The sequence below is a fragment of the Duganella levis genome, from assembly GCF_009857605.1.
In the GTDB taxonomy this organism is placed as follows: Bacteria; Pseudomonadota; Gammaproteobacteria; order Burkholderiales; family Burkholderiaceae_D; genus Rugamonas; species Rugamonas levis.
On the sequence record NZ_WWCT01000030.1, the window covers coordinates 42,825 to 64,245 of the forward strand.

General features: G+C 61.0%; 17 protein-coding genes. 10 read left to right on the plus strand and 7 right to left on the minus strand.

The genetic code is table 11. The annotated features are described in order from the left end of the window. Positions 1 to 26: 26 nt before the first annotated feature. Both GTP69_RS27055 and GTP69_RS27060 read right to left on the minus strand, forming a co-directional pair. Entirely contained in the window at positions 27 to 2,318 is a 2,292-nt protein-coding gene (locus tag GTP69_RS27055) for a coiled-coil domain-containing protein (protein ID WP_161057791.1), read from the minus strand. A 103-nt stretch (positions 2,319 to 2,421) separates the two neighbouring features. Then, a complete protein-coding gene (locus GTP69_RS27060; RefSeq protein WP_202424590.1) occupies positions 2,422 to 3,414 on the minus strand; it encodes a serine/threonine protein kinase in 993 nt (330 codons plus the stop codon). A gap of 64 nt (positions 3,415 to 3,478) precedes the next feature. Here GTP69_RS27060 and GTP69_RS27065 point away from each other — a divergent pair, with 64 nt between their 5' ends. The 4 genes from GTP69_RS27065 (at position 3,479) to GTP69_RS27080 (ending at position 7,000) form a co-directional block, all read left to right on the plus strand. Further along, a complete protein-coding gene (locus GTP69_RS27065) occupies positions 3,479 to 4,174 on the plus strand; it encodes a UPF0149 family protein (protein ID WP_161057793.1) in 696 nt (231 codons plus the stop codon). 71 nt (positions 4,175 to 4,245) lie between these two features. Further along, positions 4,246 to 5,574, plus strand: coding sequence for an Nramp family divalent metal transporter (locus tag GTP69_RS27070; RefSeq protein ID WP_161057794.1), 1,329 nt, complete (start codon positions 4,246 to 4,248; stop codon positions 5,572 to 5,574). A gap of 68 nt (positions 5,575 to 5,642) precedes the next feature. Continuing rightward, positions 5,643 to 6,068, plus strand: a complete 426-nt coding sequence (locus tag GTP69_RS27075; protein WP_161057795.1) for an STY0301 family protein — start codon at positions 5,643 to 5,645, stop codon at positions 6,066 to 6,068. A 41-nt stretch (positions 6,069 to 6,109) separates the two neighbouring features. Then, positions 6,110 to 7,000, plus strand: coding sequence for a cupin-like domain-containing protein (locus GTP69_RS27080; protein WP_161057796.1), 891 nt, complete (start codon positions 6,110 to 6,112; stop codon positions 6,998 to 7,000). Here the strand turns inward: GTP69_RS27080 and GTP69_RS27085 are convergent. The 4 genes from GTP69_RS27085 to orn form a co-directional block, all read right to left on the minus strand. Next, positions 6,997 to 7,992 (minus strand): hypothetical protein, encoded by a 996-nt coding sequence (locus GTP69_RS27085; protein WP_161057797.1) that lies wholly within the window; start codon positions 7,990 to 7,992, stop codon positions 6,997 to 6,999. The two genes, GTP69_RS27080 and GTP69_RS27085, sit on opposite strands and share 4 nt — an antisense overlap. Positions 7,993 to 8,066: 74 nt before the next feature. Beyond that, complete coding sequence (locus tag GTP69_RS27090) at positions 8,067 to 8,945, minus strand: alpha/beta hydrolase (RefSeq protein WP_161057798.1); 879 nt, start codon at positions 8,943 to 8,945, stop codon at positions 8,067 to 8,069. A gap of 123 nt (positions 8,946 to 9,068) precedes the next feature. Beyond that, positions 9,069 to 10,061, minus strand: a complete 993-nt coding sequence (locus tag GTP69_RS27095; RefSeq protein WP_229261169.1) for a DUF1176 domain-containing protein — start codon at positions 10,059 to 10,061, stop codon at positions 9,069 to 9,071. Continuing rightward, complete coding sequence (orn, locus tag GTP69_RS27100) at positions 10,061 to 10,657, minus strand: oligoribonuclease (RefSeq protein ID WP_110849905.1); 597 nt, start codon at positions 10,655 to 10,657, stop codon at positions 10,061 to 10,063. Before orn ends, GTP69_RS27095 begins: the two co-directional genes overlap by 1 nt. Positions 10,658 to 10,713: 56 nt before the next feature. On the opposite strand from orn, the gene GTP69_RS27105 reads away from it, so the two are divergent. Genes GTP69_RS27105 through GTP69_RS27120 form a run of 4 tightly spaced genes read left to right on the plus strand, consistent with a single transcriptional unit; the run spans position 10,714 to position 16,125 of the window. Continuing rightward, entirely contained in the window at positions 10,714 to 11,982 is a 1,269-nt protein-coding gene (locus GTP69_RS27105) for a M48 family metallopeptidase (RefSeq protein ID WP_161057799.1), read from the plus strand. After that, a complete protein-coding gene (locus GTP69_RS27110) occupies positions 11,979 to 12,326 on the plus strand; it encodes a 4a-hydroxytetrahydrobiopterin dehydratase (RefSeq protein ID WP_161057800.1) in 348 nt (115 codons plus the stop codon). The genes GTP69_RS27105 and GTP69_RS27110 overlap by 4 nt, the downstream gene beginning before the upstream one ends. Beyond that, positions 12,323 to 13,234, plus strand: coding sequence for a ribosome small subunit-dependent GTPase A (gene rsgA, locus GTP69_RS27115; RefSeq protein WP_161057801.1), 912 nt, complete (start codon positions 12,323 to 12,325; stop codon positions 13,232 to 13,234). Before GTP69_RS27110 ends, rsgA begins: the two co-directional genes overlap by 4 nt. 50 nt (positions 13,235 to 13,284) lie before the next feature. Further along, positions 13,285 to 16,125 carry an ATP-binding protein gene (locus tag GTP69_RS27120; RefSeq protein ID WP_161057802.1) on the plus strand — a complete coding sequence of 947 codons (2,841 nt, stop codon included), beginning with the start codon at positions 13,285 to 13,287 and terminating at the stop codon, positions 16,123 to 16,125. A 153-nt stretch (positions 16,126 to 16,278) separates the two neighbouring features. Here GTP69_RS27120 and GTP69_RS27125 read toward each other — a convergent pair whose 3' ends face one another. Continuing rightward, positions 16,279 to 19,440, minus strand: a complete 3,162-nt coding sequence (locus GTP69_RS27125) for a metallophosphoesterase (protein ID WP_161057803.1) — start codon at positions 19,438 to 19,440, stop codon at positions 16,279 to 16,281. A gap of 278 nt (positions 19,441 to 19,718) precedes the next feature. Between GTP69_RS27125 and GTP69_RS27130 the strand changes: the two genes are divergently transcribed. Further along, positions 19,719 to 20,339 carry a PEP-CTERM sorting domain-containing protein gene (locus GTP69_RS27130; RefSeq protein ID WP_202424591.1) on the plus strand — a complete coding sequence of 207 codons (621 nt, stop codon included), beginning with the start codon at positions 19,719 to 19,721 and terminating at the stop codon, positions 20,337 to 20,339. Positions 20,340 to 20,486: 147 nt separating this feature from the next. After that, on the plus strand, positions 20,487 to 21,413 hold the full coding sequence (argF, locus tag GTP69_RS27135) for an ornithine carbamoyltransferase (protein ID WP_161057804.1): 927 nt from the start codon (positions 20,487 to 20,489) through the stop codon (positions 21,411 to 21,413). The last annotated feature ends 8 nt before the right edge of the window (positions 21,414 to 21,421 follow it).

The following is a 21,421-nucleotide window of genomic DNA, read 5'->3' on the forward strand; positions in this document are numbered from 1 at the left end:
CAAGTGCCGGACCTGACCCCGGATTGTTAGCGGGCGCGCCAGACGGCTTTGCCGGCTTCGGCTGGCTGGTTCTGGCGGGCCGCTTCCTTGCGGGCGCGGACGTCGTCCAGCGTGGTGATGTTGTTTTCTTCTGCCGTCACTTTGGCCTGCACCGACGCCAGCACTTTTTGCGCGGCGCCCAGGCGACGGGTTTCCAATTCCAGCAATTGTTGTTTGGCGGCGGTCATCGCGGCCGTGGTGTCGGCGACTTTGCGTTGCATGGCGGCGTGCGCCTGCGCGGTCGCCAGCAGCGCTTGCTGAGCGGAGGCTTTGTCGGCCACGGCTTGCGTTGCAGCCAGTTCGGCCTGCTCGCGCTGCTGCATGGCTTGCGCTTCGGCCTGGGCTTCATCGGCGCGCTGACGGGCGCTGGCGGCGATGTTCTTTTCCGCTTCCAGACGGCTGGCGATGGCTTGCGAGGCGCGTACTTCAGACGCGGCGGTGATGCGCTGCTGCGTCAGCTTCTGGTCAATCAGCGCCAGCGATTTGCGCTCGGCTTCGATGAATGCACGTTCGGCAACCAGCAGCTCTTCCGCCTTGACGGCTTTTTCCTGTTCCACGCGGGCGCGTTCGGCGTGCACTGCACCCAGCTCTACCGCCAGTCGCGCTTGCGCTGCCAGTGCCTGGGCGGAGATGGCTTTCTGTTCGGCTTCGGCCGACACTTGCGCCGCCATCACGCGTGACGCCTCGGCTTGCTGTTCGGCGGCGGCGGCCAGGCGTTCCTCGGCTTCCTGCTGCTGACGCAGCGCTTCGGTCTGCGCGCGCTCGGCGGCCACGCGCTGTTGCGCGGCGTCGGTGGCGCGTTGTTCGGCGTCCAGTTTGGCGTTCAGTGCGATGATGGCTTGCTGTTCGGTGGCGGCGCGTTCCTGTTCCGCTTGCAGCAGCGCGGCGGCGCGACCGGCGCGTTCGGTGGCCAGCGCGCTGGCGGCGTTCTGCGCTTCGACATGTTGCGCCAGCGTGGCGATTTCCGCTTGTTCGGCAGCGTTCTGGCTGGCGGCCAGTTCGGTGGCGGCGCGTGCCAGTGCTGCCCGTTCGTTGGCCAGGTCGGCGGAACGCTGCTGCTCCAGGCTGTCGGCGCGGGCGGCGTCGGCAGCGGCTGCGTCGGCGGCCTGGCGCTGTTTGGCTTGGTCCAGTGCGGCGCTTTCCGCCTCGACCTTGGTCAGCGTGGCCAGTTCGGCATCCTCTTCGGCCTGCACGCGGGCCAGTGCGACAGCGCGCAGCTGATTGTCGACTTCGAGGCGCGCTTCGGTGGCGGCCAGGATGCGGGCGTCGGCTTCGCGCCGTGCTTGCGCGCTGGCGGCGGCGACCGCTTCCATGCGTTCACGGTGGATGGCGGCGTCGCGGATTTCTTTTTCGGTTTGCAGGCGCAGGCGCAGCGATTGCGCGGCACTGTGCTCGGATTCGGCCTTGGCCTGGGCGATCTGTTCGCGCTCCTGCTCCAGGTGGGCCAGTGCGCGAGCTTCTTCCAGCGCACGGGCTTCGGCGGCCGAGCGTTTGTAGGCGGCTTCCAGCGCGATCTTGTCGGCGCGTTCGCGCTGCTTGGTCAGTTCCAATGCTTCGGTTTCGGCTTCGGCCAGTTGCTGGGCGGTCTGGCGGGCGCCGGCGGCGTGCCGTTCGCGTTCGCGCGCCAGCGTGGCGACGCGGGCGTCGGCCGAGGCGATGCCGACCACTTCTTCCTTGGCGGCCTGGACGGCGGCGACGCGTTCAGCCGCTTGCAGGCGGGCCTGTTCGGTCTGCTCTTGCAATTCGGCGGCGGCGCGCGCGGCCTGTTGCGCCAGTTCGGCGTCGGTGGCGATTTGTTCGTGGGCGCGTTTGCGGTTTTCTTCTTCGGCGCGGGTGCGTTCTTCAGCGGCCTGGCGGATCTGGTTGTCGGCTTCGGCACGCGCGCGCAGGCCGGCGGTTTCCTGTTTGACGGCATCCAGTCGGGCCACGCTGGCCTGGGCGGCGGCGCGCATCGATTCCAGCCGTTCCTGGTTGGCGGTGATCGCCGCTTCCGAGGCCTGGGCGTTTTGCAGCGCCACGGCGGCGGCGGCGGCGTCGATGGCGGCGCGGTCTTCGGCCAGCGCTCGGGCGCGGGACTCGGCATGGGCGCGGCTTTCGGCGGCGCAGGCGGCCTTGGCTTCAGCTTCGACCCGGGCGATGGCTTCCTGGATGGCTTTCATTTCCATCGCTGCGCGCGGCAACTGGGCCGGAACAGCGGTGTCGTCTGCATACACGCTGGCCATCGGCAATGGCAGCCGGGTGGCGTCGTCGCGTTCTTGTTTGACCAGTTGTGCTTGCATGAGAGTCTCGCTGAGAGGATTTTCCGAGCTCTCATTATCACGGACGCGTCAAGCAAGCCGAGCGGCAAGAAGAGGCGGAAACACCCGCCTATTCTCGGATTGGTCAGATCGCCAGCGGCGGCTCGTCCATCAAGGCGACCTGCTCGCGCAGCTCCAGGATGCGGTCCTGCCAGTAGCGCTGGGTGTTGAACCACGGAAACGCCTGCGGGAAGGCCGGATCGTCCCAGCGCCGCGCCAGCCAGGCCGAATAATGGATCAGGCGCAAGGTGCGCAGCGCTTCGACCAGGTGCATCTGGCGCGGGTTGAAGTCGCCGAAATCCTCGTAGCCGGCCAGGATGTCGCTCATCTGGCGCACCTGTTCGCCACGCTCGCCGGACAGCATCATCCACAGATCCTGGATCGCCGGGCCCATGCGGGCGTCGTCGAAGTCGACAAAGTGCGGGCCGGCGTCGGTCCACAGCACGTTGCCGCCGTGACAATCGCCATGCAGGCGCAGCTGCGGCAGTTCGCCGGCGCGGTCATAGGCACGCCGTACGCCATCCAGCGCCTGCTGGGAAATCGCCGCGTACGACGCCTTCAGGTCCAGCGGAATGAAATCATTGTCCTGCAAGAATGCGCACGGCTCGGTGCCGAAGGTGTCGATGTCCAGCGCCGGCCGGTGGGCGAACGGCCGCACGGCGCCGATCGCGTGGATGCGGCCGATGTAGCGGCCGGTCCATTCCAGCACCGCCGGGTCGCCCAGCTCCGGCGCGCGGCCGCCGTGGCGGGTGAACACGGAAAAGCGGAAGCCGGCATGCAGGTGCAAGGTGGTGCCATGCAGCGCCAGCGGCGGCACCGCCGGGATTTCGGCGTCCGCCAGCTCCTGCGTGAACGCGTGTTCTTCAAGGATGGCGTCGTCGCTCCAGCGGCCGGGACGGTAGAACTTGACCACCAGCGGCTTGTCGTCTTCGATGCCGACCTGGTAGACGCGGTTTTCATAGCTATTAAGCGCCAGCAGGCGGCCATCGCCGCGCAGGCCGATGCTGTCGAGGGCGTCGAGCACGCAGTCCGGGCTCAAGGCGGAATAAGGGTGAGATTGCGGGTGAGATTCGGTCATAAGCGCCATTGTACGGGGCGCGGCGTGTATACTGTCTGCTTACCCCAAATAAAAAGAGCAAAATATGCAACTCGACCAGCCTTTGAGCGAAAAAGAATTCGACGAACTGGACAGCTTCCTGCTGTCCGACCGCAGCCCTGAAGATGCCATGACCATGGACATCCTGCACGGTTACCTGACTGCCATCGCGATTGGCCCGGAAACCATCATGCCGGCCGAATGGCTGAAAAAGGTATGGGGCAAGGAAGAGACCGACGTGCCGAAGTTCAAGCACGAAAAGGAAGAACAACGCATCCTCGAACTGATCATGCGCTTCATGAACGAAGTGCTGGTGACGTTTGAAGTGGCGCCGAAGGAGTTCGAGCCGCTGTTCGTCGAGCACGAGCACGAAGGCCAGACCCTGATCGACGCCGAAGCCTGGTGCTGGGGCTTCTGGGAAGGCATGGAGCTGCGTCCGGGTTCGTGGGATCCGATCTGGGAGTCCGAAGTGGGCGACCTGATGCGTCCAATCTACCTGCTGGGCGCCGACGAGATCGAGGAAGAGGAACTGCCGCTGGTGGAAGACCCGGTCAAGGCCCACAAGCTGGCGCAGGAACTGGAAGCCAACCTGCCGGCCATCTACAAGTTCTGGGTGCCGCGCCGCAAACCTGCGGTCGAGACCGTCAAGCGCGAGGAGCCGAAAGTCGGCCGCAATGACGACTGCCCTTGCGGCAGCGGCAAGAAGTTCAAGAAGTGCCACGGCGCTGACACCGCCGAGTAATCCGCGCAATGCCAGAGGGACGGCGTCCCTCTGTCTCCAGTAAAATGCAGGCATCATTGTTCAGGATGCCTATGTTCTCCCTGCCCTTCAAGCTGCCCACCACGGCCACCGCGCCGTTCTGTCCTTCCGAAGTAGCCGGCACCGTCGCGGTGCCCGAGAGCGATCCGTTCTGGAAAAAAGTCATCCGCTTCGCCGGGCCCGGCCTGCTGATTTCGGTCGGCTATATGGACCCGGGCAACTGGGCCACGGCGATCCAGGGCGGCTCGCAGTTCGGCTACCAGCTGCTGTTCGTGGTCGTGCTGTCCAGCCTGGCGGCGATCGTGCTGCAATGCCTGAGCATGCGGCTCGGCATCGTCACCGGCAAAGACTTGGCCGTGCACTGCCGCGAACAATATTCGCCGGCGGTCGGCAAGACGCTGTGGGGCTTCGCCGAGATTTCCATCATCGCCTGCGACCTGGCCGAAGTGCTGGGCTGCGCGCTCGCCTTCAAGCTGCTGCTGGGCGTGTCGCTGCCGGTCGGCGTGGCGCTGACCGCGCTCGACACGCTGATCGTGCTGGGTCTGAAGGGCAAAGGCTTCCGCCAGGTCGAGGCCATCGTGCTGGGACTGATCCTGACGGTGGCGATCTGCCTGTTCGCCGAGCTGGTGTTCGTCAAGCCGGACTGGCATGCAGTGGCGGCCGGGCTGGTGCCGTCGCTCAGCGCGCTGTCGTCACGCGAACCGCTGTACCTGGCCATCGGCATTCTCGGCGCGACGGTGATGCCGCACAATCTCTACCTGCATTCGTCGGTGGTGCAGACGCGCGTGGTGCGCCGCGACGACGCAGCGCGGCGCGAAGCCATCGGCCTGTCACGCATTGACACCGTGGTGTCCTTGCTGCTGGCCCTGCTGATCAACGGCGCCATCCTGGTACTGGCGGCGGCCGCGTTCTACCAGCCGGGCAGCAGCCGCGTGCTCGACATCGACGACGCCTACCGCCTGTTGGAACCGGTGGCCGGCACCGCGCTGGCCGCCATTCTGTTCGGCCTGGCGCTGCTGGCGTCCGGCCAGAGTTCGACCTTCACCGGCACCATCGCCGGGCAAGTGATCATGGAAGGCTTTTTGAAACTGAAGATCCCATGCTGGCAGCGGCGCGCCATCACCCGTGGGCTGGCCCTGATCCCGGCCATGATCGGTGTCATCGTGCTGGGCGAACACTCGGTCGGCACGCTGCTGGTGCTGAGCCAGGTGGTGCTGAGCATGCAGCTGCCGTTCGCCATGTATCCGCTGGTGAGCCTGACATCGCAGCGCCGCATCATGGGCAACTTCGTCAACGCCTGGTGGACCACCACGCTGGCCTGGTTCCTGTTCGCTGTCATCTCGGCCGCCAACGCCTGGCTGGTGTGGCAGGCGTTTTCCTGAATCCAGCGCAATATGCGCAGCGGCACGCGGCGCTATAAAGGAAGGCCCGCCGTCACCAAGGAGCCGCCGTGCGCTATCCACTGCTTGTCGCCGCCAGTTTGCTGGCTTGTCTGCCCGCAGCCGCAGCACCGGTCATCTTCGACTGCCCACGCGTGATCGACATCGCCCAAACCACGCGCACCAGCGACCGTTCGTGGGAGCTGGTGGCCGACAGCGAACTGCCGCCGGCCACGCTGGTCAACGTGACGGTGTACACCCAGCATCCCAGCGACGGCGGCAATCTCGTGCCCGACCAGACGGAGCGCCAGGACGAGACCGAAGTCACGCTGTGGCGCCTGCCGCCCGATTCGGCCCCCTACTGGATGGCCTGCGTCTACCGCCAGTCGCGCATCCTGCTGGCCAAGCCGATCCCGCTCGAGGCCAGGCAGTGTAGGCTTACCACCGCGCTACTTGGCCAGCAAGCCGGCGATGTCCTGACCTTTGTCTGCGAGTGAGTCAGCGCTACAATGACGGAAGCCCCATCACAGCAATCACGATGTTAAGAAAGCAAAAGAACCTGCCGCCGCGCGTGCTGGCCACCGAGACGCCAGAACAGGCGGCCGCCAACAAGCTGGCGCGCGAACAGCGCGATGCGCAAGTGCGCGGCGTCAGTTCCATCCAAGAGATGCGCGAGGCCATCAAGCAGACTGCCCGCGCGCTGCCTGCCATGACCACGGTGCCACGCGTGCGCGGACTCGGCGCCGCCGACTTCCGCCAGCGCGCCACGCTAGGCCTGCCGTTCCTGATTGAGGGTGTGGTCGGCCGCTGGCCGCTGAGCGCCCACACGCCGGACCTGCTGCGCGAAAAGCACAGCCACATGGCGGTGCGCGCGCGCGTCGGCGATTACATCAACACCGCCTTCGCACCTGACCGCGCCATGCAGGACATGACCATGGCCGAGTATCTCGACCTGGCCGAACGTACCGAAGGCCTGCCGCCCTATCTGGGCAACCTGGAACTGCGTGAATTGAACAGCATGTGCCACTGGCCGACCTGGTTCGACAAGATGGGGCCGGCGCGCTTCTGGGTTGGTCCGGCTGGCACGCTGACGCCACTGCATTGCGATTACGATGACAATATCTTCGCGCAGATCTGGGGCAGCAAGCGCATCTTCCTGGCGCCGCCCCATCATGATGAATTCCTGTACACCAGGGAAGCCAGCGCCATGCTGTTTGGCTCGCCGTTCGATCCGGAAGCGCCCGACTACGAGCGCTTCCCGCTGGCTCGCCAGGCCACGCTGATCGAGGTGCTGGTGCAGCCGGGCGACATGCTGTATGTACCGGCCGGCTGGTATCACCAGGTGCGCGCGCTGACGTTTTCGCTGTCGTCCAACCGCTGGGCGCGCGGCGTGCCGCTGGCGCTCAGCGCATTGACGCCACCGGCTTAGTCACCCTGCGCGTCTTCCGACTCCAGTTCCGGTGGCACGTTGTAGATGAAAGCCTTGCTGTCGAACATGATCTTCCAAGTCTTGGCTTCGATCGGCGCGCCGTATTGGGTACCCTTGGCGGTCACCGTCAGCGGTCCCGGCAGCGGGCCGGTGACCGGCGCGGTGGCATAGGTCCAGCGCGCATGTTCGCAGCGCAGCGGCTGGTGCTGGAGCAGCAGATCGCCGGCGGCGATGTCCTCCTTCGGCGCGTCTTCCTGCAGGCTCTGGTAATGGGTCACCTGCTTTTCCCACTCGGCGTAGTTGGCATTGGCCTGCGCGCAATCGGGGCCGGGATCGGCGTCGGCAGCGGCGCGGAAGCTGGCCAGCTGGTCGATGGTGTCGCCATGCGGCGCCAGCACCACATTGCTGACCGTGACCCGCTCGGCCTTGGGATCGAGGCCGTCCTGCACCTTGATCACCCAGCTCCAGGTGTTCTCCGATAAGGCTTCGAAGCGCACTTTTTCCGGCGTGATCGGCGCCGCGCTGTCGTAGCGCTGCGCCTCGCCGACTTCCACCAGGCCGTCGCCGCCCTTGCCATCCGAGCGGATCTGGAACACGCCGTAGAAATGATTGCCGGTGCCGCTCAGCGATGTGCCGCTGGTGGCGAAGTACAGTTCGTCGCTGGCGTCCACCGACTCGATGCGCGCCTGCTGCACCACCCGTACCAGGAATGGTTCGTTGCTCTGGTCGACGAACACCCAGCCTTTTTTCTCGGGCGAGTACTTACCATAGTTGCGGGTCATCGATTCGTCGATCGAGGCGGCTTCGTCGATCTTGACCAGTACCGGCCCTTTGTTAGCTTTGTAGAAGGCTGCGGCCACCAGCACAATCGCCAGCACGCCCAGCGTGGCCAGCACATACAGTATGTAGCGGCCCCAGCGGCGTGGCTTTTTCTCAGGTGGTGGCGGTTCGGTCGAGACGACCGGCGGGACGGGTTCCAGGATATCGGACATGGTTTCTGTAGATCATTGTTAGTAAGTTGATATCTACGGATCGTAATGCCAAAAGGAAAAAGACGGCGCGCGATTCACCTGGCGACGGGCGCCAGCACGAAGGTGGCGACATCATCCAGTGTCGGCGCCAGCCAGCGCATTGGCGCCGCCAGCGTGGCTACCAGCGTGGTGTGGCTGACATGGTCGTAGTACAACTCCTGCACCGGCACGTGCTGCGCCCGCAGTGCGGTGGCCAGATGACCGGTATTGCGTGCCGGGTTGACCAAGCTGTCGCTGCGCGCCGCAATCAGCAATGCCGGCGGCGATGACGCCGTCACATGATGGATGGGCTGCGATGCCGGCGGCGTATCCGGAAAGTGAAACACCGGCCTGGTGGTCGGGTTTTCTATCGGTAAAAAATCGTAGGGACCAGCCAGGCCGATCCAGCCACGCAATGCCGATGGCGCCATGCCCTGCTCTGCCAGCCAGCGTGGGTCCAGTGCGATCATTGCCGCGTTGTAGGCGCCGGCGCTATGCCCCATGACAAACAGGCGTTGCGGATCGCCGCCGTATTGCGTGGCGTGCTGGCGCGTCCAGGCCACGGCTTGCGCCACGTCCTTGAGAAAATCGGGATAACTGACTTCCGGATACAGGCGGTAATCGGCAATCACCGCCACGATGCCGCGCGACGCCAGCGCGCGGCCGACAAACGCATAGTCGCCCCGCTCGCCGTCCACCCAGTTGCCGCCATAGAAAAACACCACCACCGGCGCCGCAGTCTGGCCAGCTTGCACGGCATGCGGACGGTAGACGTCCAGCTTGTGGCGCGGACCATCGCCGTAGGCCAGGTCCAGCGTGCGTTCGGAAGCGCCGCCTGGCGACAAGGCGTTAAGCGTCGTCAACGGCGAGCAGGCGGCCAGCGCCAGCAGCAACAGCGGCAACGCCACCAGCAACATCAGGGAGGATCGGGACATGGCAAGGCAATCAGGGTGGATAGCGACAGGCTACTCTAGCCCAGCAGCAAGCGCGCCACCGTGCGGCACGCCACCGCCACAATCACTGCCGCTGATGCTTGACGCACCATCGCCGTCCGCTTGCTAGCGCTTGGCCGTCCACAGTCGCAGCGGAAAGCCGCCACCGACCATGCCGCGACACTGCGGCGCACTGGTCGCCAGCAGCAGTTGGAAACCATCTGCGGTCCATAGCCATTCGGTGTTGCTGCCGCAGTCGCCAATGCCACGACCTTTACCGTAGGAATGCAGCACGCCCTTGCCGAAGGACGGCTCGATCGGCGCATCTTCCTTCTGGCCGCCGGGCAGCGGCAGCAGCACGCGTTGCGGCGCATAGGGCGGCTTGTCGTTGACGCGCCACAGCGCATAGGCCGACTGGTAGGCGCCACGCACGCACTCAACGAACAGCAGCACCTGGCTGGACGACACGCGGATGACTTGATGATGCGGACCGGCATCGTCGGTGGGGCCGTCGCTCTGACAATCGTTGGCGGGCAGCGCTTTGAGCAGCGTCGGCAGCAGCGCCGCATCGCCGGGGCGCGGCGCGGCGACCGGCACAGCGCGCAACAGCGGCGCCGGCAACGCGGCCGGCACGCTGCTGGCCGGCTTGCTGCCCGGCCGCACCAGCGCCGTCACTGTGTCGCCCCGGCCTTGCAGGTCGTCCATCTTCAGCAGCGCGGCGTTAAGGCCGGCCAATGACAGTTCCCACTGCTGCTTGCCGTCGGTGACGCTGGCCGTCTCGGCTTTCTTCAGCGCCGGCAACAGGCGCCCGATCTGTTCCGGCGTCAACGCCAGTTTGATACCCGGAATGACCATCTTGCCGACGCGAAGGGTCATCAGTTCGGCATCACCGTCGCCGGATGACGCCATCAGTCTCATCTGCAGCGGCGCGTCGCCGCCGCCATCGCGGGCCAGCCACAGCGTGACCGGCAGTTCGACCTCCTCACGCTGATAGCCGGCCAGTTCGCAGTGGCGGGTGTTGTCGCAGGCGCCGGCCCAATCCTTGTAGCCGAACTCCTGCGCCTGAACGGCGCCGGCAACGGTCAAGGCGCCCAGCGCCAGCAGCAGACGGCGCATCATCACAGCTTGATGAAATGCTCGCGGTAGTACTTCAGTTCCTCGATCGACTCGATAATATCGGCCAGCGCGGTGTGTTTTTGCGCTTTCTTGAAGCCGCTGACCATTTCCGGTTTCCAGCGCTTGCCCAGCTCTTTCAGGGTCGAGACGTCGATATTGCGATAGTGGAAGAACGCCTCCAGCTTCGGCATGTAGCGCACCATGAAGCGGCGGTCCTGGCCGATGGTGTTGCCGCACATTGGCGCTTTGCCCTTCGGCACCCACAGTTTCATGAACTTGATCAGCTCTTCTTCCGCCTGCGCTTCGGTCACGGTCGACGCCTTGACGCGCTCGGTCAGGCCGGAGCGGCCGTGCGTGCCGCGGTTCCAGGCATCCATCTTGTCCAGGGTTTCGTCCGACTGGTGGATGGCGAACACCGGGGCTTCGGCCAGCACGTTCAGGTGCATGTCGGTGACCACCACCGCCACTTCGATGATGCGGTCGGTGTCCGGCTCCAGGCCGGTCATTTCCATGTCCACCCACACCAGGTTGAATTCATTCGGGCGTGGCGCGGCTGGTACAGCGGCGGAACCTTCTGGCAAATCAGTAGCTTGTGACATAATTCTCTTCTCTTGGCTAAATTAATCCGAATCTGCCATTTTCTCACAGGCACAGAATGTATTCACTCGCGTTTTCGATTTTGTTCGTATCTTTCATTATTTTGACGCTGCTGGTCCGTTTCTGGCTGGCGTCGCGTCAACTCCGTCATGTGCTGGCGCACCGCAGCGCCGTGCCGGCGGAATTTGCCGAAAAGATACCGTTGGCCGCCCACCAGAAGGCCGCCGACTACACCATCGCCCGCACCCAATACGGCCTGCTGACGCTGATGGTCAATACTGTAGTGCTGGTCGGCTTTACGCTGCTGGGCGGGCTGCAATGGCTGTCGCTGCAGATTTTCCAGGCGACCGGCCCCGGCATGGTCTACCAGCTGGCGCTGCTGGTGGCGTTCGCGCTGATTTCCGGCCTGATTGACCTGCCGTTCGACTATTACAAACAATTCGGCCTGGAGCAGCGTTTCGGTTTTAACAAGATGAGCAAGGGCCTGTTCTTCGGCGATTTGATCAAGGGTTCCGCGCTGGCCGCAGCCATCGGCCTGCCGCTGGCGTGGGTGGTGCTGACCCTGATGAATAAGACCGGCGACCTGTGGTGGCTGTACACCTGGGTGGTGTGGAGCGGCTTCCAGCTGCTGATGATGGTGCTGTTCCCAACCGTGATCGCGCCACTGTTCAACAAGTTTGCGCCGCTGGAAGACCAGTCGCTGAAAGCCCGCATCGAAGGCCTGATGACGCGCGTCGGCTTCGCCTCCAAGGGCCTGTTCGTGATGGACGGCTCCAAGCGCAGCGCGCACGGCAACGCCTACTTCTCCGGCTTTGGCGCCAACAAGCGCATCGTGTTCTTCGACACCCTGCTGTCGCGCCTGCAACCGCAGGAAATCGAAGCAGTGCTGGCGCACGAGCTGGGCCACTTCAAGCTCAAGCACATCATCAAGCGCATCACCATGATGTTCGCAATTTCGCTGGGCTTCCTGGCGCTGCTGGGCTACCTGAAGACCCAGCCGTGGTTCTACGACGGCCTGGGCGTCAACCCACTGCTGCTGCCGGGCCAGGGCAACGACGCCATGGCGCTGCTGCTGTTCATGCTGGTGCTGCCGGTATTCACCTTCCTGTTCAACCCGCTGACGTCGCTGGGTTCGCGCAAGCACGAGTTCGAAGCGGACGCGTTTGCCGCCCAGCACACCGATGCACGCGATCTGGTGTCGGCGCTGGTCAAGATGTACGAGGATAACGCCTCGACCCTGACGCCCGATCCGCTGCATTCGGCCTTCTACGACTCGCACCCGCCGGCCAGCGTGCGCATCCGCCAACTGAACCTGGCGGCGTCATGATGACCACCCGCGCCGATCTGCTGGCCGCCCTCTGCCGTCCCCGCACGGACGCGCTGGACGCCGGCGCGGCCGCGCAACTGCAGGCGCTGGTGCCGGACTGGACGATCGACAACGGCCGCCTGACGCGCAGCTTCGCCTTCAAGAATTATCATCGCACCATGGCCTTCGTCAACGCCCTGGCATACGTAAGCCACACTGAAGACCATCACCCCGAAATGACCGTCACCTATAACACTTGCATCGTCCGCTACGACACCCACTCCGCCCACGGCCTGACCGACAACGACTTCATCTGCGCCGCCAAGGCCGACGCGCTGTACCAGCAAGCGGCGGTGCCGGCATGAGCGGCGCGCCGGAACAACGCAGCGCGGTCATCATTGCCGCCCACGGCCGCCACTACCTGGCGGAATCGGACGGCCTCAAACTGCAATGCGTCACCCGCGGCAAGAAGACCAATGTGGCGGTGGGCGACTTTGTGCGCATCACCATGACCTCGCCCGACCAGGGCGTGATCGACAAGATCGAGGAGCGCAAGACGCTGCTGTACCGCTCGGACCAGTACAAGTCCAAGCTGCTGGCGGCCAACCTGACGCAACTGTTCATCGTGGTCGCCACCGAGCCGGGCTTCACCGACGACCTGGTGTCGCGCTCGCTGGTGGCGGCGGAAGCGGCCGGCATCAAGGCCCACCTGATCCTCAACAAGACCGACGTCACCGCCGCCCTGCCGCGCGCCCGTGAACGGGTGCAGCTGTACGCCAACCTTGGCTACCCGGTGCATGAAGTCTCGGCCACTGCCGCGCCGGAACACGCGGTCGCCACCTTGCAGCCGCTGCTGGCCGGCCAGTCGTCGATCCTGATCGGCCAGTCCGGCATGGGCAAGTCCTCGCTGATCAACCTGCTGGTGCCGGATGCCGACATCGCTGTGCGCGAAATCTCGGCCGCGCTCGACACCGGCAAGCACACCACCACCTTCACCCGGCTGTACACGCTGCCCGGCCTCGGTCCGGACTCGTCGATCATCGATTCGCCCGGCTTCCAGGAGTTCGGCCTCTACCATCTGAGTGAGGGCATGCTGGAGCGCGCGTTTGTAGAATTTGCCCCATACTTGGGCCACTGCAAGTTCTACAACTGCCGCCACCTGATCGAGCCGCAATGTGCGGTGCTGGATGCCGTCGCCGAAGGCAAGATCGCCAAGATGCGCCACACCTTGTACGGTCAGCTGTTGCACGAGTCATCACAAACACTGTATTAACAACAAGCTTGCGTCTATAATGCCTTGGAGCAAGTATCCTGGGGAAGCCGATGGACATGTTTGCGCTGGACGACGCGTTAGCCGAGTGGGAGGCCGCCCTGCCGCCGCTGCGTGGTCCGGCGCGGCTGTCGCTGCTGCTGCCCTTGGCCTGGCATCTGCGCCAGCGCGACACGCCGCGCGCACTGCAACTGGCGGCCGAAGCCGAAGCACTGCTGGCCAGCGCCCTCCCCACTGAACAACGCGACGCCCACAGCGCCCGCCTGCAACTGGTGCGCGCCGAAGCGGCCTGGCTGAATGGCCAGCTGGACGCCGCCGACGAGCTGGCGCAGCAGGCCGGCCAGCGCTGCGCCGCCTTGCAGCTGGCCTCCGGCGACGCCGACGCCCACTGGCTGCGCGCCTGGATCGCCATTGACCGTGGCGACCACGTCGCCGGCGAAGCCGAACTGGAACAGATGGCGGCCATCGCCCGCGCCGGCGGTGACCTGCAGCGCTGCGCCATCGCCGACGCCGTCAATGCCCGCTGGGCGGTGCTGCGCAACCTGACCAGCGCCCAGCAGCGCTGGTCGCAGCGCTTTACACAAGCGGAAGAAAACCAGCCCGGCGTCGCCAGCTGGATCTACGATTACTACGGCATCGCCGCCAGCCAGGCCAGCGATTTCGGCGCCGCCGCCGGCCACTACCTGCACTGCTACGAAGCGGCGCTGGAAAGCGGCCAGCTGCGCATGGCCATCACCGCCGCCATCAACATCGGCCTCGACTTCACCGCGCTGAACGACCACGAAGCGGCGCTGGAGTGGATGGAAAGCGCGCTCGACCTGGCGCGGCCGACCGGCTGGCCGCGCAGCATCGGCGCCTGCCTGACCCACACCGCCGACAGCATGCGCCGCCTCGGCCGGCTGGAGGCCAGCGCCGCCCTGCTGCAGGAAGCGGTAGAGCTGCTGGCGCCGCTGGCCGGCGCGCGCAGCTACGCCACCGCGCTGCAATACCGGGGCGACCTGGCGCTCGACCAGGGCGATTATCCGACCGCGCTGGACGCCTTCCGCCAACTGGGTGTGCGCGGCGACGCGCTGCAACACGCCGACTTCCAGAGCATCGCCCGGCGCGGCCAGGCGCACGCGCTGTGCTTCCTAGACCGTCCGCAGGAAGCGCTGGCGATGGCGGTGCAGGCAGCCGAGCAGGCGCAAGCACAGGCCGACCGCTACCACCACGTCGCCGCGCTGCGCGTGATGTCGCTGATCCACCTGCGCCACCAGTTGCCGTCGCCAGCCGGCATGACCGAACCCAACGCCACGCTGCACTTCCTGCACCAGGCACTGGCCGTGGCCGGCCACATCAACGGCTACACGCTGCCGGCCGACCTGCACGAAGCGCTGGCGCGCGAATACGCCCACATCGGCGACTACCAGCAAGCCTACGCCGCCGCCCAGCAAGCCGCCGCCGCGCGCGCCCAGACCCACAGCCAGGACGCCACCAACCGCGCCATCGCCATGCAGGTGCAGCACCAGACCGAGCACGCGCGCGCCGAAGGCTTCCACCACCGCGAGCTGGCTGCCGCCGAAGCGCGCCGCGTCGACCTGCTGCAACAGACCAAGGCCACGCTGGAACGGCTGTCGGCCATCGGCCAGGAAATCACCACCCACCTCGATGCCGGCGCCGTGTTCCAGGCGCTGCACCGCCACGTGCAAGCGCTGCTGCCGGCCAACTCGCTGGCGATCTACCTGTGCGACCCTGGCTGCGACACCATCAGCCGCGTGTTCGGCGTGGAGAATGGCCAGCCGCTGGCCAGCAACACCATCGACGTCGCCAACCCGCGCGCCAACGCCGCCCGCAGCCTGCGCGAACGCGCCGAAATCTACGTGGCCGACGCCGGCCCGGAAGACATCTTCCTCGCGCCCGGCACCCAGCTGATGGTGAGCGCGCTGTACGTGCCGCTGCTGGTCGGCGAACGCATTCTCGGCGTGATGACGGTGCAAAGCACCCAGCCCAATGCCTACGGCGAACGCCAGCGTCTGATCTTCCGCACCCTGTGCGCGTACGGCGCGATTGCGCTGGACAACGCCGAAGCCTACCGCCAGTTGAAGGATGCGCAGACCCAGCTGGTGTCGCAGGAAAAGCTGGCCGCGCTGGGCGCGCTGATGGCCGGCGTCGCCCACGAGCTGAACACGCCAATCGGCAACAGCCTGCTGATCGCCAGCACGCTGGCGCAGAAGACCGAAGAGCTGGAAGCGCAGATGAACGGCAGTGGCCTGAAACGCTCGGCGCTGGCCACCTATCTGGAAGACGCGCGCAAGGCGCACGAACTGGTGATGCGCGGCCTCAACAGCGCGGCCAACCTGGTCAACAGCTTCAAGCAGGTGGCGGTCGACCGCACCACCGAGCAGCGGCGCGACTTCAACCTGGCGCAGGTGTCGCAGGAAGTGGTGGCCACCATGATGAACCGTATCCGCGCCGCCGGCCACCGCATCGAGCTGGACATGCCGGAGACGATTTCGCTCGACAGTTATCCCGGCCCCTACGGCCAGGTGATCGCCAACTTTATCAACAACGCCCTGCTGCACGCGTTTGCCGGCGCCGGCAAGGACAAGCGCAGCGGCAGCATGTGGCTGCGCGCCCAGGCGCCGGTCGATGGCCGGGTGCAAGTCAGCTTCCGCGACAACGGCGGCGGCATCGCGCCCGAACATATGTCGCGCATCTTCGACCCCTTCTTCACCACCAAGCTGGGCCAGGGCGGCAGCGGACTGGGGCTATCGATCAGCTACAACATCGTCACCTCGCTGATGGGCGGGCTGATCACCGTCCACAGCTCCCGCGACGGCACCACCTTCACCCTCGACCTGCCCCTGACCGCTCCAGCGAACCAGACCGCCGCCACCGCCCAGATCTACCACTAAAAAATCTAGCAGCATTAAAAACAAACCGCTTGCAACCACGATTATCTAATCAATCTTCGTGCGCGAAGGAAAAAATCCAAATTTCACAGAAAAATCCTCGCCCTTCACCTTGAACTGGCATGGAGGACTTGTGGAAAACTTCTCAACTCTCTATTATCTATCTTGGATCGAATCCGGAGAAACTGTTTTTAATAGTCGTACTTTATTTCGCAATCGTTGCACAAACTCCCCGTTTTGCTTAGGAAGCTTAGTATTCCCAGTTACGTAAGTTCTCGACTCCCGAGCCAATAAATTTTCTATTTTTACCTGTTCGCCATGCGGAAGCCTTCTCAAAAAATATATCATGAGGAGTTTACTAAAAATCAAATTATCCGAGGCAGGCAGTAAATTTCTATCGACAAAAGATTCTAGCTCTACAATATAATTCGGCAAAGTTAAGTCTGCGTATAGAAGAACTGCCAACAACGCAGGTAGCTCAGCAGTATCTCTATCTAAAAAGAATTTTTTAATAACTTCTGCAAGCTTTGCAGTTCCGAGAGCCTCTTTAAGCATCGCTATAAAAGCAATTGGAATGGCATTTCTAACAAATGTTTGGATATTTTCATTTTCTTCATCAGAGGCATTTTCAATAGATAAATCTTCTTTTATCACATCAAATTGAGCTAATGCGAATATGCAATTTTTAGCCCAGTGTTCCATGTTTATCTCAAAAGCAGAGCTCAGAAGCTCCTTATCTCCCACAAGTTCGGAGTTTCTGATAATCGTGGCACAAAAAGTTACATGACGAAGATAGTTGGCATACCGATCATCATATTTCACAACGGTAACATTTCCTTTGTTTTCCAGCTTCGCTTCCCCCGACTGATTTACTGGCTTCCCATTTCCAATCACCATATGTTCATCGATATCATCCATCATGCTCTCGCGATCAGCATTTGACGGCTTCGCTGATATCAACTCATGCACGCTTCCTCTCATGGCGCTCATAATCGAATCCTCATGTGCACTGAGCCTCGCATAATCATTTGATTCAATACCAAGCCCGGTTAGATCATAAAGTTCGACCATTCTCTGCACAGAAAGCTTTAGCAAATCGGCGTCATCCTGTTTTAGCGCCGAATAATAGTCCAGTTCTTTATGGAATTTAGCTAAATTATCTGGATTAACGCAATTCTGTAGGTAGGAATGATTATCCAGCATGCGCTTTGCGACGAAATATTCACGAAAACATTCAAGCTTAAATCTGATTTCATCACCAATTTGCAGCAAAATACCACGCCTGAAAAAATGATCCACTAATTCTAATGCCTTAGCATTCGGTTGTGGTCTAACTTGGAAATAATGAACAGCGAACTCCTCAAGTTGCAGTCTTGACATAGAACAGTAACTATTCTCACTGATCTTCGCAGCTAACTCAGATAAAAAGTGCTGTTTGACACGAAAAGTATAAACTTCAGATCTGAAATTTGTATCGTGCAACTTTTCCAAAAGCCCGTCTATAAAATTTTCAATTAAAGTTGCATAGTTAACTGGCGAAAAGGCAATTTTCTTTTCACTCAGCCACAAAACCATACTCATCAAAAAAGGGGATCTAGGCAATTGAAGCCTGGACGTTAATTGAAGTACTCCTTCCAATATCTGAGATGATTCATCGGATTCATCGCCAAACCAGTTTTTGATTAAGGAGCGAACTTGCTTTCTCGTAAAAGGAAGCAAAAATACCTCTGTAATAGCCACTCCGAGCACCGGTAGCTTCTGCTCTACTAAAGTAAGCCTATCCGTTTCTGACGCCGTAAATATATATTTAGCTTTCGGATACAGGGCGAGCAGTTTAGATATGGCTTGATATTGAATAGATGAAACATCTAGATAGATGTTATCAATATAAACCACAGCCTTGCCAAAATTTAAAGCTCGCTCAATTTCAGATCGTTTAAATGCTCCATCACAAAATGCGATCATTGCAGTAACTGCAGCATTTACAGAATTAAGCAGTCGTCCATCAATGCAAAATGCTACAACACCTGTCAGAGCAGTTGCTCTCGTAGCCTTAATGGCGAGATAATTCAGTAATGTTGACTTTCCTGATTCGCTTTTCCCCCAAATAAAAAAATTCTCTGTACTATTTTCGATATCAGCAGTGGAGAGAAAATCAATTTTTTTATTTATTAGGGTATCGCCATCAATTTCTTCAGCTGGCTTTCTGGATAATTTCGGCTCAACAAATACATCGCCTATGTCTTCTGGGGCAATTTCTGAAATAGCAGAAGAAATTAGCTGTTGATTAATACTTTCTGAGATTCGAGCAACGCTATTTTCAGGCAAAATAAAATTATTTTCTTGAGAAAAAATTAGGTCAGTCTCAAATTTCCCATCATCAGCCAATCGCAGACTTTTGTCAAAACAGTTTCGGGAACCATAATACTCACGACCTTCTTGAATAAACTTATTTTTCCCCCAATCCAACGTTACGATTGAATATCCATCAAAATAATCCCGCGACTGATAAAGACAGCCGGCCCCTGATATAATAAGATTATTATTTGGCGATACTAGCGAATGGCCGTCCCCTTCATGCACATGACCATGCATTAAGAGATCGAAATTTCTAGCAATCGCTCTTTGGACAGGAGTGATTTCTTTAGGACTTATCCAGTTCAACGGGTGATGCAAAAGAGCAATTTTAAAATCACATTTTTTAAGAAAAGTGGCAGCAAGTTCAACCTGTCGCTCACCAACTATTAACGCGCCACAATCTCTATCATTTGGTGCTCCAGTCGCCCTCCATGCTGAATTCAATGCTGAAAATCCAATTCTCTTTCCATTGTCAGCCTCAAAAATAAAAGATGAATAAAGAGGAGTTCTTTTAACACATATAGACTGAGAAAATTCATTTGCAAAATCGTTATATTTTTCCAATGCTTTAAATGCTTGAACATTCGTTTCGTGATCCGCAATAAAGTCATTAATGCTCTTTTTGTCTATAATGATAGATTGCAACCCTGCCTCATATATTTTATCTCGCACCGATAATTCCACATCATGGTTCCCGGGGCAGAAAATCATTGATTCTTTTGTCAGCTTAGTCGCAGAAAGAACTTTATTAACAAAATTTATCCGCAATTTTGCTTTATAGTCGCCAGCGTAGGCCCCCTTCCCAACCAAATCACCCGTAAACACTACTATGTCAAACGCTGCTTTTTCTGTTTGAATTTTGAGGTCATCGCAAAGAGCATCGATTACAACAGACTGGTCGTGATCGTCCTTCTTAGTATTCAAATGCAAATCCGATAAGTGCAAAATACGAGTTGCCATATTTCCTCCAAGTTTTTCCTGGAGACAATATACTAGAAGGTTGGTCATTGGACAACTGCATCGTGTAACGCAACGGTCGCGAGCTGACTGATGGTCAATTGACTTGTCCAGCTACAACCTCTCTAAAAACGGAAAGAGCTTAGTAACGACAAAGGCTAGCTGGCTAAGATGAAGAGGTATCTCGTTCATATAAATTTATGAACCTTCTGAATGTTATCGGGAATACACGGTTTGCGTGCCAAGGCGCGCTTCCTACAACCATAACCCGGATAACTGACATGAAAAAACTGCTCCTGAAAGCGCTTACCGTCGCCGGCCTCGCCGTCGCAGCCAATGCCTACGCCGTCACCGACGCCCCCAACGACTTCCTGTCGGTCTATACCGGCAGCCACGACGCCGCCTTCGACGTGCTGTCGGCCGACGTCGCCTACAACGCCGCGAGCAACGAGTTCGTGTTCCGCACCACCACCGCCGGTCCGATCTCCGGCGTGGCCGGCGCCGCCTATGTGTTCGGCCTCGATGTCGGCGGCTCGACCAACGCGCCGTTCGCCTCGGTCGGCCTGCCCGGCGTGACGTTCAACGCCACCGTCACGCTGCGCGCGGACGGCACCGGCAGCTTCGGCGCCACCCCCGTCAATACCCACATCGTCGGCAACCAGATCTTCTCCACCGTGTCGGCCGCGCTGCTGCCGTCCAAGGGCCTGGCATTCAAGGACTACACCTGGACCGTGTGGTCGATCGACAGCCGCGTGCAGGGCCTGGGCCGCCTGGCCGACTTCGCGCCGGACGCCAACATCACCGTCAGCGCCGTGCCGGAAGCCGACAGCTACGCCATGCTGATGGCCGGCCTCGGCATGCTGGGCATGGTTGCCCGCCGCCGTTCGCGCAAGGCGGTCTGAACCCCAACTGACAGAGTGCCAAAACGCGTCCGGGCTACCACAGCTAAGTGCCTGTATAGACAGGATAATCTGCGGTAATTAGCCCTACTCGCCGAATTGCCTTTATAATTGTTCGGCTAAGCCGTAGCCATTCTGTCAGTTGTTATTATGCCCATCCAAAAACCGATCAAGCATTACCTGCAGTTTTCCGACCTCACGCTGGACGAGTATGAGTACGTCATCGAACGCGCGCACCTCATCAAGCGCAAGTTCAAGAACTACGAGATCTATCACCCGCTGATCGACCGCACGCTGGTCATGGTGTTCGAGAAGAACTCGACCCGTACGCGCCTGTCGTTCGAAGCCGGCATGCACCAGCTGGGTGGCGCCGCCATCTACCTTAACACGCGCGACTCGCAACTGGGCCGCGGCGAACCGGTGGAAGACGCCGGCCAGGTCATGTCGCGCATGTGCGACATCATCATGGTGCGCACCTTCGGCCAGGACATCATCGAGCGTTTCGCCGCCCACTCGCGCGTGCCGGTGATTAACGGCCTGACCAACGAACACCACCCGTGCCAGGTGTTTGCCGACATCTTCACCTACTACGAGCACCGCGGCTCGATCACCGGCAAGACGGTGGCCTGGGTGGGCGACGCCAACAACATGCTGTACTCGTGGCTGCAAGCGGCCGAAGTGTTCGGCTTCCACGTCAACGTGTCGACGCCGAAGGGCTACGACATGGACATGTCGCTGGTCTCGACCGACCGCTACACCTTCTTCGACAACCCGTCCGACGCCTGCCAGGGCGCGCACCTGGTCAACACCGACGTCTGGACCAGCATGGGCTACGAAGAAGAAAACGCCGCCCGCCTGAAAGCCTTCGACGGCTGGATCGTCGACAGCGCCAAGATGGCGCGCGCCGCGCCGGACGCTTTGTTCATGCACTGCCTGCCGGCCCACCGCGGCGAAGAAGTCGCGGCCGACGTCATCGACGGCCCGCAATCGGTGGTGTGGGACGAAGCGGAAAACCGCCTGCACATTCAAAAAGCGTTGATCGAGTACCTGCTACTCGGCCGCATCGATACCAAGTAACCTCCTTA